Source organism: Streptomyces iranensis (assembly GCF_017874715.1).
Taxonomy (GTDB): Bacteria; Actinomycetota; Actinomycetes; order Streptomycetales; family Streptomycetaceae; genus Streptomyces; species Streptomyces iranensis.
In genome coordinates, this window is sequence record NZ_JAGGLR010000020.1 from 115,946 (window position 1) to 131,397 (window position 15,452).

A 15,452-nucleotide genomic window follows, 5' to 3' on the forward strand; every position below is an offset into this window, starting at 1 on the left:
TCCGGTGTGCCGTTCGCGGATCATCGTGCCGTCGCGGCGCACCGGGCTCCCATCCCGCTGCCGCCCTTCCCGTACGGGGGGTTTCCCCACCCCATAGGGGCCGAACGGCCCATCAGGGTGCCCCGTACACCGGTTGGGGCGGTTCGGCCCCGGCGAGGAGTTTCCGCGCGGTCTCGCCCGCCTCCGCCGGTGTCCAGCGGGCGCCCTTGTCGGCGGCGGGACCCGGCCGCCAGCCCTCCATGACGGTGATCCGCCCGGCCTCGGCCTCGAAGACCCGGCCCGTGACCCCGGCGCAGGCGGCCGAGCCGAGCCAGACGACGAGCGGTGAGACATTGGCGGGGGCCATCGCGTCGAAGGCGGCGGGGTCGTCCGGCGCGGCCATGTCACCGGCGAACGTCGCCTCCGTCATCCGGGTACGGGCCGCCGGGGCGATGGCGTTGACCTGGACGCCGTAGCGGCCGAGCTCGGCGGCGGCCACCGAGGTCAGGCCGAGGATTCCGGCCTTGGCCGCGGAGTAGTTGCCCTGTCCGACGCTGCCCAGCAGCCCGGCCCCGGAGCTGGTGTTGACCACCCGCGCGACCGGGGTGCGGCCCGCCTTCGCCTCGGCGCGCCAGTGGGCGGCGGCGTGCCGCAGCGGCAGGAAGTGGCCTTTGAGGTGGACGCGGATCACCGCGTCCCACTCGTCCTCACCGAGGTTGACGAGCATGCGGTCGCGCAGGAATCCGGCGTTGTTGACGAGGGTGTCGAGCCGGCCGTAGGTGTCGAGGGCGGTGGCCACGAGGGAGGCGGCGCCGTCGGTCGTGGCGATGTCGCCGCCGTGTGCCACCGCCTCCCCGCCCGCGGCCCGGATCTCCTCGACGACCTGCTGGGCCGGGCCCGCCGACGCCCCGGCGCCGTCCGGGGCCACGCCGAGGTCGTTGACGACGACCTTCGCGCCCTCGGCGGCGAAGGCGAGCGCGTGCGCCCGCCCGAGTCCGCGGCCCGCTCCGGTGACGACGGTGACGCGTCCGTCGCACAGTCCGCTCATCTCAGTCCTCCCGTGGTTCTGCCCGGCCGGTGCCGGGGGACGGCTGGTTGACGTTGGCGGCGTCGAGGAACGCGGGGCGCTCCCCGCCTCCGTGGATGGCGATACTGGCGCCGCTGATGTACCCGGCCGGCCCGGAGGCGAGGAACACACAGGCGTCCCCGGCCTCGACGGGCTCGGCCATCCGCCCGAGCGGCACGGTCCGGCCGACGGCGGCGATGCCCTCCTCGTCCCCGTAGTGCAGATGCGACAGTTCGGTGCGGACCATGCCGAGCAAGAGGGTGTTGACCCGGATCGCGGGGGCCCACTCCACGGCCAGGGTGCGGGCGAGGTTCTCCAGCCCCGCCTTGGCTGCTCCGTAGGGTCCGGTGCCGGGGGACGGCCGGGTGCCGCTGACGCTGCCGATCATCACGATCGAGCCCCCGCCCTCCTGCTGGCGCATCAGCTCATAGGCGCTCAGGGAGACGGTCATGGGAGCGATCAGATTGAGTTCCACGATACGGGCGGCGCGGCGCTGCCCGGCCTCGGCGATCAGCCCGTAGGGGCTTCCTCCGGCGTTGTTGACCAGCAGGTCCAGCCGCCCGTGGGAGCGGTGCAGCCGGGCGAAGAACGCCTCGACCGCCTCCGGGTCCCGGATGTCGAGCGATTCGAAGTGCGCCGTGCGCCCGTCCATCTCGATGGGTTTGTCGGGCGGGCGGCGCGCGCAGACCACCACCTCGGCTCCGGCGGTGAGCAGGGCCCGAGTGATCCCCGCTCCTACGCCGCGCGTGCCGCCGGTGACGACGGCGACGCGCCCGGCGAGATCGATGGTGACGGCCACAAGACACCTCCCGCTGCGCGATGAGCGCTGCTACCTTCTCACCTAACAAATGTTTGGTGGAAAGGTATCGGATCTGCTCATGGGTGTCTCCACCTCCGACCCCGCGGCCGGCGTCCGCCTGGTCGCCATGGACTTCCCACCCGTCAACGCCCTTCCCGTGCGGGGCTGGTACGAGCTGGCCGACGCACTGCGCACCGCGGGCGCCGACCCGTCGGTGCGCTGTGTCGTGCTGGCCGCCGAGGGCCGGGGCTTCAACGCGGGCGTGGACATCAAGGAGATCCAGGCGGCCGGGGACCATACAGCGCTCATCGGCGCCAACCACGGATGCGCCGAGGCGTTCGCCGCCGTCTACGACTGCCCGGTCCCGGTCGTCGCCGCCGTCCACGGCTTCTGCCTGGGCGGCGGCATCGGGCTGGTGGGGAACGCCGACGCGATCGTGGCCAGCGAGGACGCCACGTTCGGCCTGCCCGAGCTGGACCGGGGCGCGCTGGGCGCGGCCACCCATCTGGCGCGGCTGGTCCCGCGGCATCTGATGCGCGCGCTGTACTACACCGCGCGCACCGCGACCGCCGAGGAGCTGCACCGCCATGGCTCGGTGTGGCGGGTCGTGCCGCGCGCCGGGCTGCGGGAGGCGGCGCTGGAGCTGGCGGGCGAGATCGCCGCCAAGGACGGTGCGCTGCTGCGGCTCGCGAAGGCGGCCATCAACGGCATCGATCCGGTCGATGTGCGCCGGAGCTACCGCTTCGAGCAGGGCTTCACCTTCGAGGCCAATCTGGCGGGCCTGTCCGACGGGCACCGCGACGCGTTCGTCGCCAGGAGCACCGGGAAGGGGTGAGCGGCGTTGGCCGACAAGACGATGACGGCCGAGGAGGCCGTCGGCCGGATCCACAGCGGTATGACGGTCGGCATCGGCGGCTGGGGGTCACGGCGCAAGCCCATGGCGCTGGTCCGCGCCCTGCTGCGGTCGGAGGTCACCGATCTGACCGTGGTCTCCTTCGGCGGCCCCGACGTCGGGCTGCTGGCCGCCGCCGGGAAGATCCGCAAGCTGGTGACGGCGTTCGCGACGCTCGACTCGATCCCCCTGGAGCCGCACTTCCGGGCGGCGCGCGAGCGGGGGGACATCGAACTGGCCGAACTGGACGAGTCGATGATGATGTGGGGGCTGACCGCCGCCGTGCACCGGCTGCCGTTCCTGCCCGTCCGCGCGGGCCTCGGCTCGGACGTCATGGCGGTCAACCCCGGGCTGCGGACGGTGACATCGCCGTACGAGGACGGTGAGGAGCTGGTGGCGGTGCCCGCGCTGCGGCTGGACGTGGCGCTGGTGCACCTCAACCGGGCGGACGCGCGGGGCAATGGGCAGTACCTCGGGCCGGATCCGTACTTCGACGACCTGTTCTGCGAGGCGGCCGCCGAGGCCTATCTCTCCTGTGAACGCGTCGTCGCCACCGCCGAGTTCGCGGACGCGGGCGGTCCGCAGACGCTGTTGGTCAAGCGGCACGCGGTGACCGGGGTGGTCGAGACCCCGGGAGGCGCACACTTCACCTCCTGCGTCCCCGCCTACGGACGGGACGAGGCGTTCCAGAGCGCGTACGCCAAGGCCGCCGCCGACCCGGAGGCGTGGCGGGAGTTCACGAAGCGGTTTCTGTCCGGGGACGAGGAGCGGTACCGGGCCGCGGTGGCGGCGTTCGGGAGGGAGGGCACATGACCGGTGGGGTGACCCGGGCCGAGTACTGCGTGGTGGCCTGTGCCGAGGCATGGCGGGGCGACGGGGAGATCCTGGCCGCCCCGATGGGCGCGGTGCCCAGGGTCGGCGCCCGGCTGGCCAGGCTCACCTTCGCGCCCGAGCTGCTGCTGACGGACGGCGAGGCGATGATCGTGGGCGGCGATCCGGAGGTGGTGGAGGGGTGGCTGCCGTACCGGGCGCATCTGGCGCTGGTCACCGGCGGCCGGCGCCATGTGATGATGGGCGCGAGCCAGATCGACCGCTACGGCAACCAGAACATCAGCTGTATAGGCGACTGGAAGCGGCCCAGGCGGCAGCTGCTGGGGGTGCGGGGAGCGCCGGTCAACACCCTGAACAACCCCACGAGTTACTGGGTGCCCCGGCACTCGCGGCGGGTCTTCGTCGAACGTGTCGACATGGTGTGCGGGGTGGGTTACGACCGGGTGGCAGCCGCGGGGCCGGCCGGGGCCCGCTTCCATGACCTCCGGTGTGTGGTGACCGATCTGGCGGTCCTCGACTTCGCCACGCCCGACCGCACCCTGCGGGTGCGCTCCCTGCATCCGGGGGTGACCGCCGAGGCGGTGCGGGAGGCCACCGGCTTCCCTCTCGACATCGCCGACGACGTCCCGTGCACCCGGGAGCCGACCCCCGCCGAGCTGCGGCTGATCCGGGAGGTCATCGACCCAAAGGGGGCCCGCGAGCGGGAGGTGCCGTCCTGATGGAGACCCCGCTGACCCGGCTCGTCGGGGTGCGCCATCCGGTCGTCCAGACGGGCATGGGGTGGGTGGCCGGGCCCCGGCTGGTGTCCGCCGTGGCGAACGCCGGGGCGCTGGGCATCCTGGCCTCCGCGACCATGTCGCCCGAGCGGCTGCGCTCGGCCGTGCGCGAGGTCGCCGCCCGCACCGACGCGCCCTTCGGCGTCAATCTGCGCGCCGACGCCGGGGACGCCGGGGAGCGGGTGCGGATCATCGTCGAGGAGGGGGTGCGGGTCGCCTCGTTCGCGCTGGCTCCCAGGCGTGAACTGATCGACCGGCTGAAGGACGCGGGCGTGGTGGTCATCCCGTCCGTGGGCGCCCGGCGCCACGCGGAGAAGGTGGCGGACTGGGGCGCGGACGCGGTGGTGGTGCAGGGCGCCGAGGGCGGTGGCCACACCGGGCAGGTGGCCACCACCGTGCTGCTCCCCCAGGTCGTGGACGCGGTGGACATCCCGGTCGTGGCCGCGGGCGGCTTCCATGACGGACGGGGGCTGGCGGCCGCGCTCGCCTACGGGGCGGCGGGGATCGCCATGGGCACCCGCTTCCTGCTCACCTCCGACAGCACGGTCCCGGACGCGGTGAAGGCGCGCTATCTGGCGGCGGCGGTCGCCGATGTCACCGTCACCACGGCGGTCGACGGACTCCCCCACCGGATGCTCCGCAGCGAGCTGGTCGACTCCCTCGAGCGCTCCGGCCGCGCCGCCACGCTTCTGCGCGCCGTGCGCCACGCGGCCGCGTTCCGGCGGCTGGCCGGGCTGAGCTGGCCGCGGATGGTGCGCGACGGGCTGGCGATGCGGCACGGCAAGGACCTCACCTGGAGCCAGGTGCTGCTGGCCGCCACCACCCCGATGCTGCTGAAGGCGTCGATGGTGGACGGCCGCACCGACACGGGGGTGATGGCCTCAGGACAGGTGGCCGGGGTGATCGAGGATCTGCCCTCCTGCGCGGAGCTGGTGGACCGGATCATGGCCGAGGCCGCGACGACCCTGGACCGGCTGACCGGCGGTCGTACAGTGGGGTGAAAGCGGCCAGACCATGACACGGGTAATGGGAGGTCGTCATGGCCGACCCCAAGGGTTTCCTCACCACACCCCGTCGTCTTCCGCCCCGGCGTCCGGTGGACGAGCGGGTGCGGGACTGGGACGAGGTTTCCGCGCCCGGCGGACTGCTGCCGATCATCGGCGCCCAGGCGGACCGTTGCATGGACTGCGGTATCCCGTTCTGCCATGAGGGCTGCCCGCTGGGGAACCTCATCCCGGAGTGGAACGACCTGGTCTCCCGGGACGACTGGCTGCGCGCGAGCGAGCGGCTGCACGCCACCAACAACTTCCCCGAGTTCACCGGCCGGCTGTGCCCGGCCCCCTGCGAGAGCGCGTGTGTGCTGGCCATCAACCAGCCGGCGGTCACCATCAAGAACGTCGAGGTGGCCATCGCCGACCGGGCCTGGGAGGGCGGCCATGTGACCCCCAAGCCACCGGACCGGCTGAGCGGCCGCACGGTCGCCGTCATCGGCTCGGGGCCCGCGGGCCTGGCCGCGGCCCAGCAGCTCACCCGCGCGGGGCACACCGTGGCGGTGTACGAGCGCGACGACCGGGCGGGCGGGCTGCTCCGCTACGGCATCCCCGAGTTCAAGATGGAAAAGCGCCACCTGGACCGGCGGCTGGAGCAGATGCGCGCGGAGGGCACCAAGTTCCGTACCGGCGTGGATGTCGGCACCGATATGGACGCCGCCGAGCTCCGGACGCGCTACGACGCGGTCGTGATAGCGGTGGGCGCCCGAGCCTGGCGCGAACTCCCCGTCCCGGGAAGGGAACTGGCCGGGATCCATCAGGCGATGGAGTATCTGCCGATGGCCAACCGGGTGCTGGAGGGCGACTACGCCCGGCCGCCGATCACGGCCGAGGGCAAACACGTGGTCATCGTCGGCGGCGGGGACACCGGCGCGGACTGTCTGGGCACGGTACTGCGGCAGGGCGCCGCCTCCGTGACCCAGCTGGACATCCACCCCCGGCCCGGCGACGAGCGGACCGAGGGCGAGCCCTGGCCCACCTACCCCAAGATCTACCGGATGTCCGCCGCCCATGAGGAGGCGCGGGAGCTGGCGGCCTCTCCGGAAGCGGACGTGGACGCGCGGGTCTTCTCGGCGGCCACGGTCCGCTTCGAGGGGACCGCACCGGACGCGGAGCGGCCGCACGGTGGCGTCCGGGCGCTGCGTCTGATCGGGGCCCGTGCCGATGGAGAGTCCGGGCCGGGCACGGAGCGGGTGCTGCGGGCGGATCTGGTGCTGCTGGCCCTCGGCTTCCGCGGCCCGGAGCGGAACGGCGGGCTGCTGGACCAGCTCGGTCTCGAACTCGACGAGCGCGGCACGCTCGCCCGTGACGCGTCGTTCGCCACCGGCGCGGACGGGGTGTTCGTGGCGGGCGACGCGGGCCGCGGCCAGTCGCTGATCGTCTGGGCGATCGCCGAGGGCCGCTCGGCCGCGGCAGCCGTGGACCGCTATCTCGCGGGCTCCACGACGCTCCCGGCGCCGGTCGGGCCGACCGACCTGCCGATGACGGCCTGACGACCGACCTGCCGGTGGCGGCCTGACGCGGCGGTGGCCGGGTGGCCGGAAGGCCGCGCGGACGGGGCGGGCCACCTGCCGCGGGTGGGCGGTGCGGGCATAGTGTGCGTCCATGATCTCGCAACCCCCCCTCCTCACCGTGGCCGACGGCGTGCACATCTGGTCCCCGACCCCGAGCGCCGGCTGGGGTCTGGCCAACTGCGGTCTGATCGTCTCGCCCGACGGCCACGCCGCCTGGATCGACAGCCCCTACGACCGCCGGATGGCCGGTGAGTTCCTCGAACACAGCCGTGCCCTGCTGCCCGACGGGGGCCGGATCGAGCGGGTGATCGTCACCCATGCCAACGGCGACCACCTGTGGGGCGCGGAGGTCGTACCGGACGCGGAGATCGTGGCCACCCGTGAGGCGCTCGGCCACATCGAGTACGAGCCCTCGCCGCAGCAGCTGCACGGCCTGGTGCACGGCAGCGATCCGGCGACTCCGCTCGGCTGGTACCTCCAGCGGCACTTCGGGCGGTTCGACTGGTCCGCCACCGAGGTGGTCGAGCCGACGCTCACCTTCGTGGGCGAACTCGACCTGCGCGTGGGACAGGTGCCGGTACGGCTGTTCAGCCTGGAGTCCGCGCACACCGAGGGCGATCTGGTGGCGTATCTGCCGCGGCAGAAGGTGGCGTTCACCGGCGATGTCATCTTCGCCTCCGGTCCGCAGGACCCCGGCGACCACGCGGTGCACTGGGCGGGCCCGCTGGACAATGTGATCGCCGCGTGCGAACGGGTGCTCGGGACCGGGGCCGAGGTGATCGTCCCCGGCCATGGGCCGGTCCTCGACCGGGAGGGGGTCCGCGGCCACATCGGCTATCTGGAACATCTGCGGGACCGCACCCGGCAGCTGCACACGGCCGGGGTACCGGCCCTGGAGGCCGCCCGCGCCCTGATCGCCGAGAACACCTATCCGTCGCTTGGCCTGCCCGAGCGGCTGGTGATCACGGTGGGCTCGGAGTACCGGCATCTGAACGGTGCCGAGGAGGCGGCGGACCTCGTGGCCGCCATGGCCGACCTGGCCCAGGTGGCATGGGAGCGGCGCGAGGGCGCGCAGGCGCCCTCGGCCTGACCACCTGGTCACCGCAGGGCGCGCGCCGCGGCCGGGAGGTCCTGCTCGGTCCAGATGATCTTGCCCTGGCTGGTGTAGCGGGTGCCCCAGCGCTGGACCATCTGGGCGACGAGGAACAGTCCGCGTCCACCCTCGTCGGTGATGGCCGCCCGGCGCAGATGGGGCGCGGTGGTGCTGCCGTCGGCCACCTCGCAGATCAGCGCCCGGTTGCGCAGCAGCCGCAGCCGTACGGGGCCCACGGCGTGCCGGATGGCGTTGCCGAGCAGCTCGCTGACCACCAGCTCGGTGGTGAAGGCGGCCTCCTCCAGATTCCACTCGGCCAGGGTGCGGGCGACGGCCGCCCGCATCCGGGCCACCACCTCGGGGTCGGCCGGGAGGTCCCACGAGGCCACCCGGCGCGCGTCCAGCGCGGTGGTACGGGCAATGAGCAGACAGACGTCGTCGGTGCGGCGCGGCGAGAGCAGGGCGGCCATCACGGTGTCGCAGGCCCGCTCCGGGTCGGGGTCGGCATCGGTGAGGGCGTCCCGCAGCTGGTCGAGGCCGGTCTCGATGTCCCGCTCGCGGTCCTGGACCAGCCCGTCGGTGTAGAGGACGAGGCGGCTTCCCTCGGGCAGCTCCGTCTCGGCCGCCTCGTAGAGCCGTCCGCCGAGCCCCAGCGGCGGTCCCGCGGGCAGGTCGAGGAAGGTCACCGAGCCGTCGGGACGGACCAGGGCCGGGGGCGGATGACCGGCCCGCGCCAGGGTGCAGTGCCGGGAGACCGGGTCGTAGACGGCGTACAGACAGGTGGCCCCGGCGGCCCCGGCGCCGGGGCCCGTGGCGGTCTCCTCCCGGTCGAGCTGGTCGACCACGTCGTCGAGCCGGGCGAGCAGCTCATCGGGGGGAAGGTCCACGACGGAGAAGTTGCGCACGGCGGTGCGCAGCCGGCCCATGGTCGCGGCGGCGTGCAGTCCGTGGCCGACGACATCGCCGACCACGAGGGCGACCCGGGCCCCGGACAGCGGGATGACGTCGAACCAGTCGCCCCGCACCCCGCCGGGGGCGGGCAGATAGCGCTGGGCGGCCACGACGGCCTGCTGCTCGGGGCGGCCGCGCGGCAGCAGGCTCTCCTGGAGGGCCAGGGTGGTGGCGTGCTCGCGCGCGTAGCGGCGGGCGTTGTCGATGGCGACGGCCGCCTGACCGGCCAGCTCCTCGGCGAAGGTCCGGTCCTCCTCGTCGAACGGCGGGGTGTCCCCCGAGCGCCAGAACGCGACCTGGCCCAGCCGGACGCCGCGCGCGCTGAGCGGCACGGCCAGCAGCGAATGGATGCCGTACTCCACCGCCCACCCCAACCGCTCCGCCTGGGGCTTCCAGTCGGGCGAGGACACCAGCTCGTCCACGGGGAACAATCGCGCCTTGCCGGTGCCCCCGGCCCGCTGGGTGACGGGGAAGGACGAGACGCGCTCACCGACCCGGCGCAGCGGGGGATCCTGCCGGATGCCTCTGAAGGCCGCCCGGCGCAGCGGCGACTCCCGGTCGCCCGGCTCCTCGCCGCGCAGGACGGCCTCGTGCAGATCGACGGTGGCGTAGTCGGCGAAGCGCGGCACGGCGACCCGGGTCAGTTCCTGGGCGGTGCCTTCCATGTCGAGGCTGCTGCCCACGCGGACCCCGGCCTCGTACAGCAGCTGGAGGCGTGCGTAGGCCCGGTCGGCCTTGTCCGTCAGGGCGCGCAGCTCGGTGCTGTCCCGCAGGGTGGCGACGCTCCCCCAGGGCTGTCCGCCCCGTTCCGCCGGGCGCTGGTTGACCGCCAGCAGCCGGTTCCCGACCTCGTACACCTCGTCGGTGGCCTCGCGGCCGGAGGCGAGCAGCCCGGCGAACTCCGGGGGCAGGCCGACGTCGGTGATCTGCCGTCCGTGCGCGCCGGGTGCGAGACCCAGCAGGAGCAGCGCCTCGTCGTTGGCGAGCAGCAGCCGTCCCTCGTCGTCGAGGATCAGCACCCCCTCCCGGACCGAGCGCAGCACGGCGTCGTGGTGTTCGTACATCCTGGTGATCTCGGCGGGGCCGAGCCGGTGGGTCTGCCGCCGCAGCCGCCGGGCCACGAGCGCCGCGCCGCCCCCGCCCAGCAGGAGGGCGAGGGCCGTGGAGCCGTAGATCACCGGCAGTTGGCGGCTGACCGTGCGGGCCACGGAGGGGATGGAGACCCCGGCGTTGACGACGCCGATCACCCGGCCCCGGGCGTTGGTGACCGGCACGGCGGCCCGGATCGAGGCGGCCGGGCGGGTGACGCCCGGGGTCTTGTCGGTGAAGGCCCGGCCCACCGTGGCCGGGTAGAGGCCGCGGTCGACGCGCTTGCCGATCAGCTTGGGGTTCGGATGGCTGCAGCGGATGCCCCGGGGGGTGGTCACCACGATGTAGTCGACACCGGTCCGCCGACGGACCTTCTCGGCGTAGGGCTGGAGGGTCCTGGAGGGGTCGCGGGACTCCAGCGCCTGCTGGACGCCGGGGGCGAGGGCGACGGTCAGTGCGACGGCCAGCGCACGGCCCCGGGCCTGGCTGTCCCGGCTGCCGTGCGCCTCGAGGGACAGCGTGGCCCCCGCGGCGAGCACCAGGAGCGTCACGATGATCAGCATCAGGGCGAACACCTGCCCGCCGACACTGCGCGAGCCCAGCGCCGAGCGCACTTTCACATGCTCTGTCTAACGCACATCCGCGGGTCGCACACCTGGTGTCGGCGGCCGGGGTGGGAGCATCCGCGGTCAGAAATTGATCATGTGCCCGGCGAGCCCGTGGACGGCCTCCTTCACCGCCTCGCTGAGGGTCGGATGGGCGTGGACATTGCGGGCCACCTCGTGCACGGTGAGATCCCACTGCTGGGCGAGGGTGAGCTCGGGCAGCAGCTCGGTGACCTCGGGGCCGATGAGATGGCCGCCCAGCAGCTCGCCGTGGCGGCCGTCGCCGATGAGCTTCACGAAGCCGACGGGGTCGCCGAGCCCCTGGGCCTTCCCGTTGGCGGTGAACGGGAACTTCGCCACCCGGACGTCGAAGCCGCGCTCGCGCGCCTGGGCCTCGGTCCAGCCGAAGCTGGCGATCTGCGGCTGGCAGAAGGTGGCGCGCGGGATCATCACATAGTCCAGCTCCATGCTCTCCGCCCCGGCGATGGTCTCCGCCGCGACGATGCCCATGGCCTCGGCGGCGTGCGCCAGCATCAGCTTGGCGGTGACGTCGCCGATGGCGAAGATGTGCGGCACATTGGTGCGGCACCGGCCGTCGATGCCGATGGCACCCCGCTCGGTCAGCCGGACGCCGGTGTGCTCCAGCCCGTATCCGTCCACCCGCGGCCGGAACCCGATGGCCTGCAGCACCCGGGCGGCCTGGAGGGTCTGCCGCTGGCCGCCCGTGGTCACCATGACCTTGACCGCGGAGCCCGCGTCGTTGATCGCCTCCACCCGGGTGGAGGTCAGGATGTTCATGCCGAGCCTGCGGAAGCGCCGGGTGAGCTCGGCGGAGACCTCCTCGTCCTCCAGGGGCACGATCCGGTCCATGAACTCCACCAGCGTCACCTGCACCCCGTAGCTGTGCATGATGTATGCGAACTCCACGCCGATGGCTCCCGCGCCCGCGATCAGGACGCTGCCGGGCAGGGTGGGCGAGAGGATCTGCTCCTCGTAGGTCACCACCCGCTCGCTGAGGGAGGTGCCGGGAAGCAGATTGGTGATCGAGCCCGCGGCGATGACGCAGTGGCCGAAGGTGAGCGTCTCCGTGCCGCCGCCGGAGCGGGTGACCAGCATGTCGTGGGGTCCGGTGAAGCTGCCCCGGCCCTCGAACTGGGTGATCTTGTTCTTCTTCATCAGATAGTGGACGCCCTTGACCCGTCCGTCGGCCACCTTGCGGCTGCGCTCGAACGCGTCGCGGTAGTCCACGGTGACATCGCCGTTCACCCGGATGCCGAAGTCCTTGGCCTCGTGGATGAACAGATGGGCCAGCTCGGCGTTGCGCAGCAGGGCCTTGGACGGGATGCAGCCCACGTTCAGGCAGACGCCGCCCCAGTAGCGTTCCTCGACCACGGCCGTGGTCAGCCCCAGCTGAGCGGCGCGGATCGCGGCGACATAGCCACCCGGTCCGGCTCCCAGGACCACCACGTCGAAATGTGCGCTCATGCGTCGCACCTTAGACATTAGAGTCGGGGTATGGCTTCAGACGAGGGGTCCGTACGGGTGGACAGCTGGATCTGGTCCGTGCGGCTGACGAAGACGCGCTCCATGGCGTCCTCGGCCTGCCGCGCGGGGCACGTCCGGGTCAACGGCGAGCGCGTCAAGCCCGCACACACGGTGCGGTCCGGAGACGAGGTGCGGCTGCGCCATGCGGGGCGCGACCGGATCGTGGTCGTCTCGCGCATCGTGCGCAAGCGGGTCGGGGCACCGGTGGCGGTGGAGTGCTACGTCGACAACAGCCCGCCGCCGCCTCCGCGCGAGCACACCGTGCCGATCGGGCTGCGCGACCGCGGGACGGGCCGCCCCACCAAGCGCGACCGGCGCGAGATGGAGCGGCTGCGCGGTACGCCCGGGGGCCTCGGCTAGGGGGCTTCTGATGGATCTTCGTGGGGGAAGGAGCGGCGTCAGGGGGCACCTCCCAGCGGTAGCTGGGGGAGCGTGCTCTCGGCGTGCCGGCCGGAAGCCCTCGTACTGGGTGTACTTGGGCTTTCGGCCGGTGCGGCGAGAGGGGGTGCCGGGCGTCGCGACGCCGCGGAGATCCATCAGAAGCCCCCTAAGGCCCGTCAGTCCGCGGTGATACGCACGGGGCCGCCGTGTGCGTCGGCCCCGGCGATCCAGTCGGCCGACAGGTGGAACGGCCGGTTGGGCACCGCCGTGTGAGGAAGGCGCCCGCGGTGCAGCGTCCGGCCGTCCTGGCTGACGGTGAGCACCGGCCGGGTCAGGAACCGCGTGGTGCGCAGGGTGAACCGGCCGCGCGGCGGACGGGGGCCGTCCGGGGTGAGCCGGTTGGGTGAGATCCACAGCAGCGGCGCCTCGACCCGCACCGGCAGCGGTCCCGGGGTCCATGGCACGCCCGCGAGATGGCGCAGCACGGGCGCGGCGGCGAACCGGCCGTCGAGGGCGGCGATATCGGCGGTCTCGACCGGGTGCAGCAGATTGCCCACGGCGAAGACCCCGGGCTCGCCGGTGCGGAACTCGGCGTCGGTGGCCGGGCCCCGGGTGCCGGGGTCGAGGGCGATCCCGGCGCTTCTGGCCAGTTCGTGGTCGGGGATCCAGTCGCCGGTGAACACCACGGTGTCGCAGCCGATGGCCGCGGTCCTGCCGTCCCGGTGCCGCAGCCGTACGCCCTCCAGCCGCACCCGGCCGGTCAGTTCGGCCACGGTGGCGTCGGTGACCAGCGGAACGCCATGGCGCAGCCGGGTGCTGAGGTGGCGCGCCGGGTGGGTCTGGTGGCGGGGCTGGTCGGTGACCATGGCGGCGACCTCGGCCCCGGCCCGGTGCAGGGTGGCCACCGCGGAGTAGCTGACCCGTTCCGCGCCGACGACGACGGCGCGGCGGCCGACGCTCTGGTGGTGCACATGGACGGCCTGCTGCAACTGCCCGGTGGTGAAGACGCCGGCCGGCCGGGTGCCCGGCACCAGCCGGGCGCTGCGCGGGCGTTCCCGGGCGCCGGTGGCCAGGACGACGGCCGTGGCGGCGATCCGCTCCAGGCCGGTCGGTCCTGTGATGTCCACGGTCCGCGGCGCCGCCCAGCCGGTGGCCGTGACACCCGTGCGCAGCATGGCCCCGGCGCGGATGGCGGCGGCGATGTGGTGGCGGGCGTAGTCCGGTCCGGCCATCACCCGGCGCAGATCGCGCAGCCCGAATCCGGTGTGGTCGCAGTGGCGGGGGATGCCGCCCGCGCGCTGCTCGCGGTCGAGTACCTCGACCCGGTCCACCCCGGCGGCGGCCAGCCGAGCGGCCACCGCGAGTCCGGCCGGTCCGGCCCCGATGACCAGGACGTCGACGGTGCGGTGGGTACGGTCGGTGGGGGTCATCGCCGGGCCTCCGTCCGGTCCTGGGCCGCGGCGGCCGCCTCGAACTGGGCGCGCACCGTGGCGCCGCAGAAGAATCCCTGGCAGCGCCCGGCCAGGGCCCGGGTGCGGCGCCGGAGTCCGTCCAGCGAGGCCGGCGGCACGATGGCGGTCAGCGCGTCGCGGATCTCGCCCCGGGTGACGCGTTCGCAGTGGCAGACCACGGTGCCGTACGCGGGGTCGGCGGCGATGAGGTCGGCGCGCTGGTAGGGGCGTGGAAACGCCTCGCCGATGGTGGGCATCCGCACGGGCTCGATCTCCCGCTCCGGCCCGGGGTCAAGACCGCAGTCGATGAGCAGCTCCGCCACCTGCGCGGCGATCGCCATGGAGGCGGTGAGCCCGGTGGAGCGGATGCCGCCCACCGCGACATACCGCCGCCCGGGATCGGCGCGGATCTGGTAGTCGTCGTGCTCGGTGGCGGCGCGCAGCCCGGCGTAGACGGCGGTGACCTCCTCCTCCAGCAGCTCCGGCAGGATCCGCGCGCCCTGCTCGCGGAGCGAGGCCAGTCCGCCGGCCGACGATCCGGTGGCGGTCTTGTCGTCGAGGTCCTCGGCGGTGGGGCCGAGCAGCACATTGCCGTACACGGTCGGCGCCACCAGTACGCCCTTGCCGAGCGCGGTGGGCACCGGCAGCAGGATGTGGTCGACCAGGCCGCGGGCGAACTTGTCGAAGACGATGAGCTGGCCGCGGCGCGGGGTCACGGTGAACTCCTCGTGGCCGAGCCGCCGGTCGATCTCGTCCGAGTACAGCCCCGCGGCGTTCACCAGGTGACGGGTGCGCAGCACCCCGCGCGGGGTGGCGATCTCGTGGTGGTCCGCCCCGGTGGTGATGGCCCCGGCCGGGCAGTTCAGATGCAGCGCGACGCCCGCGCGGACCGCCTGGGTGGCGTAGGCGAGCGTCGTCGTCCAGGGGCAGATGACGCTCTCGCCGGGGACCTCGAGCGCGCCGAGGGCGCCGGGCCCCAGATGGGGTTCGCGGGCGTAGACCGCCTCGGTGTCGAGGATGGCCGTCTCGTCGTAGCCGTTGCGGACGGCCTTCTCGGCGAGTGACGGCAGCGCGGCGAGCTGCTCCCGGTCCCAGGCGACGAGCAGCGCGCCGAGCGGTTCGAGCGGGATGCCGGTCTCGGCGGCGTAGGCGGTCAGCCGCTGGTAGCCCTCGCGCACCAGTCGGGCCTCCAGGGTGCCCGGGGTGGCGTCGAAGCCGGTGTGCAGGATCGCGGTGTTGGCCTTGGACGTGCCGTTGCCGACGTCGTTCGACGCCTCGACCAGGGCGATCCGCAAGCGGTACCGGGCCAGTTCGCGGGCGATGGCGGCGCCGACCACCCCGGCGCCGATGATGGCCACGTCGTAGACCTCGTCGGGGAGGTCACCCGTGGTCGTAACGGTCATGCTGGTCCCTTGCTCGGTGGTGGACACG

The 15,452-nt window shown here is 73.5% G+C and carries 13 protein-coding genes; 7 read left to right on the forward strand and 6 right to left on the reverse strand.

Features of this window, described 5'->3' with window-relative positions; translation table 11 throughout:
• Positions 1-112: 112 nt before the first annotated feature.
• Positions 113-1,027 carry an SDR family oxidoreductase gene (locus J2Z30_RS32850; RefSeq protein WP_044567600.1) on the reverse strand — a complete coding sequence of 305 codons (915 nt, stop codon included), beginning with the start codon at positions 1,025-1,027 and terminating at the stop codon, positions 113-115.
• A 1-nt stretch (position 1,028) separates the two neighbouring features.
• The gene (locus J2Z30_RS32855; RefSeq protein WP_044567601.1) at positions 1,029-1,844 is read right to left on the reverse strand and encodes an SDR family oxidoreductase; all 816 of its coding nucleotides are present in this window, start codon (positions 1,842-1,844) and stop codon (positions 1,029-1,031) included.
• Between the two features lie 79 nt (positions 1,845-1,923).
• On the opposite strand from J2Z30_RS32855, the gene J2Z30_RS32860 reads away from it, so the two are divergent.
• The 6 genes from J2Z30_RS32860 (at position 1,924) to J2Z30_RS32885 (ending at position 7,996) form a co-directional block, all read left to right on the forward strand.
• Positions 1,924-2,679, forward strand: a complete 756-nt coding sequence (locus tag J2Z30_RS32860; RefSeq protein ID WP_044567603.1) for an enoyl-CoA hydratase family protein — start codon at positions 1,924-1,926, stop codon at positions 2,677-2,679.
• Between the two features lie 21 nt (positions 2,680-2,700).
• Positions 2,701-3,549: a CoA transferase subunit A gene (locus J2Z30_RS32865; protein ID WP_044580846.1), complete on the forward strand. Its 849-nt coding sequence runs from the start codon at positions 2,701-2,703 to the stop codon at positions 3,547-3,549.
• The gene (locus J2Z30_RS32870) at positions 3,546-4,286 is read left to right on the forward strand and encodes a CoA-transferase subunit beta (protein ID WP_044567604.1); all 741 of its coding nucleotides are present in this window, start codon (positions 3,546-3,548) and stop codon (positions 4,284-4,286) included. The genes J2Z30_RS32865 and J2Z30_RS32870 overlap by 4 nt, the downstream gene beginning before the upstream one ends.
• Entirely contained in the window at positions 4,286-5,344 is a 1,059-nt protein-coding gene (locus tag J2Z30_RS32875; protein ID WP_044567605.1) for an NAD(P)H-dependent flavin oxidoreductase, read from the forward strand. Before J2Z30_RS32870 ends, J2Z30_RS32875 begins: the two co-directional genes overlap by 1 nt.
• A gap of 38 nt (positions 5,345-5,382) precedes the next feature.
• Positions 5,383-6,885, forward strand: coding sequence for a glutamate synthase subunit beta (locus J2Z30_RS32880; RefSeq protein ID WP_044567607.1), 1,503 nt, complete (start codon positions 5,383-5,385; stop codon positions 6,883-6,885).
• Between the two features lie 112 nt (positions 6,886-6,997).
• Positions 6,998-7,996: an MBL fold metallo-hydrolase gene (locus J2Z30_RS32885; protein WP_044567608.1), complete on the forward strand. Its 999-nt coding sequence runs from the start codon at positions 6,998-7,000 to the stop codon at positions 7,994-7,996.
• 8 nt (positions 7,997-8,004) lie between these two features.
• Here the strand turns inward: J2Z30_RS32885 and J2Z30_RS32890 are convergent, their stop codons facing one another.
• Positions 8,005-10,659, reverse strand: coding sequence for a SpoIIE family protein phosphatase (locus J2Z30_RS32890; protein ID WP_308280174.1), 2,655 nt, complete (start codon positions 10,657-10,659; stop codon positions 8,005-8,007).
• 69 nt (positions 10,660-10,728) lie between these two features.
• The gene (lpdA, locus tag J2Z30_RS32895; protein WP_044567612.1) at positions 10,729-12,129 is read right to left on the reverse strand and encodes a dihydrolipoyl dehydrogenase; all 1,401 of its coding nucleotides are present in this window, start codon (positions 12,127-12,129) and stop codon (positions 10,729-10,731) included.
• A gap of 30 nt (positions 12,130-12,159) precedes the next feature.
• Here lpdA and J2Z30_RS32900 point away from each other — a divergent pair, with 30 nt between their 5' ends.
• Positions 12,160-12,549 (forward strand): RNA-binding S4 domain-containing protein, encoded by a 390-nt coding sequence (locus J2Z30_RS32900; RefSeq protein WP_044567614.1) that lies wholly within the window; start codon positions 12,160-12,162, stop codon positions 12,547-12,549.
• Positions 12,550-12,746: 197 nt separating this feature from the next.
• Here J2Z30_RS32900 and J2Z30_RS32905 read toward each other — a convergent pair whose 3' ends face one another.
• Positions 12,747-14,000 (reverse strand): NAD(P)/FAD-dependent oxidoreductase, encoded by a 1,254-nt coding sequence (locus J2Z30_RS32905; RefSeq protein WP_044567617.1) that lies wholly within the window; start codon positions 13,998-14,000, stop codon positions 12,747-12,749.
• Positions 13,997-15,424 (reverse strand): NAD(P)/FAD-dependent oxidoreductase, encoded by a 1,428-nt coding sequence (locus J2Z30_RS32910; protein WP_044567619.1) that lies wholly within the window; start codon positions 15,422-15,424, stop codon positions 13,997-13,999. The genes J2Z30_RS32905 and J2Z30_RS32910 overlap by 4 nt, the downstream gene beginning before the upstream one ends.
• Between the last annotated feature and the right edge of the window lie 28 nt (positions 15,425-15,452).

Excerpts from the sequence above, each read along its gene's own strand:
- J2Z30_RS32870 (WP_044567604.1), top strand. The coding sequence starts at position 3,546 with ATGACCGGTGGGGTGACCCGGGCCGAGTACTGCGTGGTGGCCTGTGCC.
- J2Z30_RS32905 (WP_044567617.1), bottom strand. The coding sequence starts at position 14,000 with ATGACCCCCACCGACCGTACCCACCGCACCGTCGACGTCCTGGTCATC.
- J2Z30_RS32875 (WP_044567605.1), top strand. The coding sequence starts at position 4,286 with ATGGAGACCCCGCTGACCCGGCTCGTCGGGGTGCGCCATCCGGTCGTC.
- J2Z30_RS32865 (WP_044580846.1), top strand. The coding sequence starts at position 2,701 with ATGACGGCCGAGGAGGCCGTCGGCCGGATCCACAGCGGTATGACGGTC.
- J2Z30_RS32885 (WP_044567608.1), top strand. The coding sequence starts at position 6,998 with ATGATCTCGCAACCCCCCCTCCTCACCGTGGCCGACGGCGTGCACATC.
- J2Z30_RS32860 (WP_044567603.1), top strand. The coding sequence starts at position 1,924 with ATGGGTGTCTCCACCTCCGACCCCGCGGCCGGCGTCCGCCTGGTCGCC.
- J2Z30_RS32900 (WP_044567614.1), top strand. The coding sequence starts at position 12,160 with ATGGCTTCAGACGAGGGGTCCGTACGGGTGGACAGCTGGATCTGGTCC.
- J2Z30_RS32880 (WP_044567607.1), top strand. The coding sequence starts at position 5,383 with ATGGCCGACCCCAAGGGTTTCCTCACCACACCCCGTCGTCTTCCGCCC.
- lpdA (WP_044567612.1), bottom strand. The coding sequence starts at position 12,129 with ATGAGCGCACATTTCGACGTGGTGGTCCTGGGAGCCGGACCGGGTGGC.
- J2Z30_RS32850 (WP_044567600.1), bottom strand. The coding sequence starts at position 1,027 with ATGAGCGGACTGTGCGACGGACGCGTCACCGTCGTCACCGGAGCGGGC.
- J2Z30_RS32910 (WP_044567619.1), bottom strand. The coding sequence starts at position 15,424 with ATGACCGTTACGACCACGGGTGACCTCCCCGACGAGGTCTACGACGTG.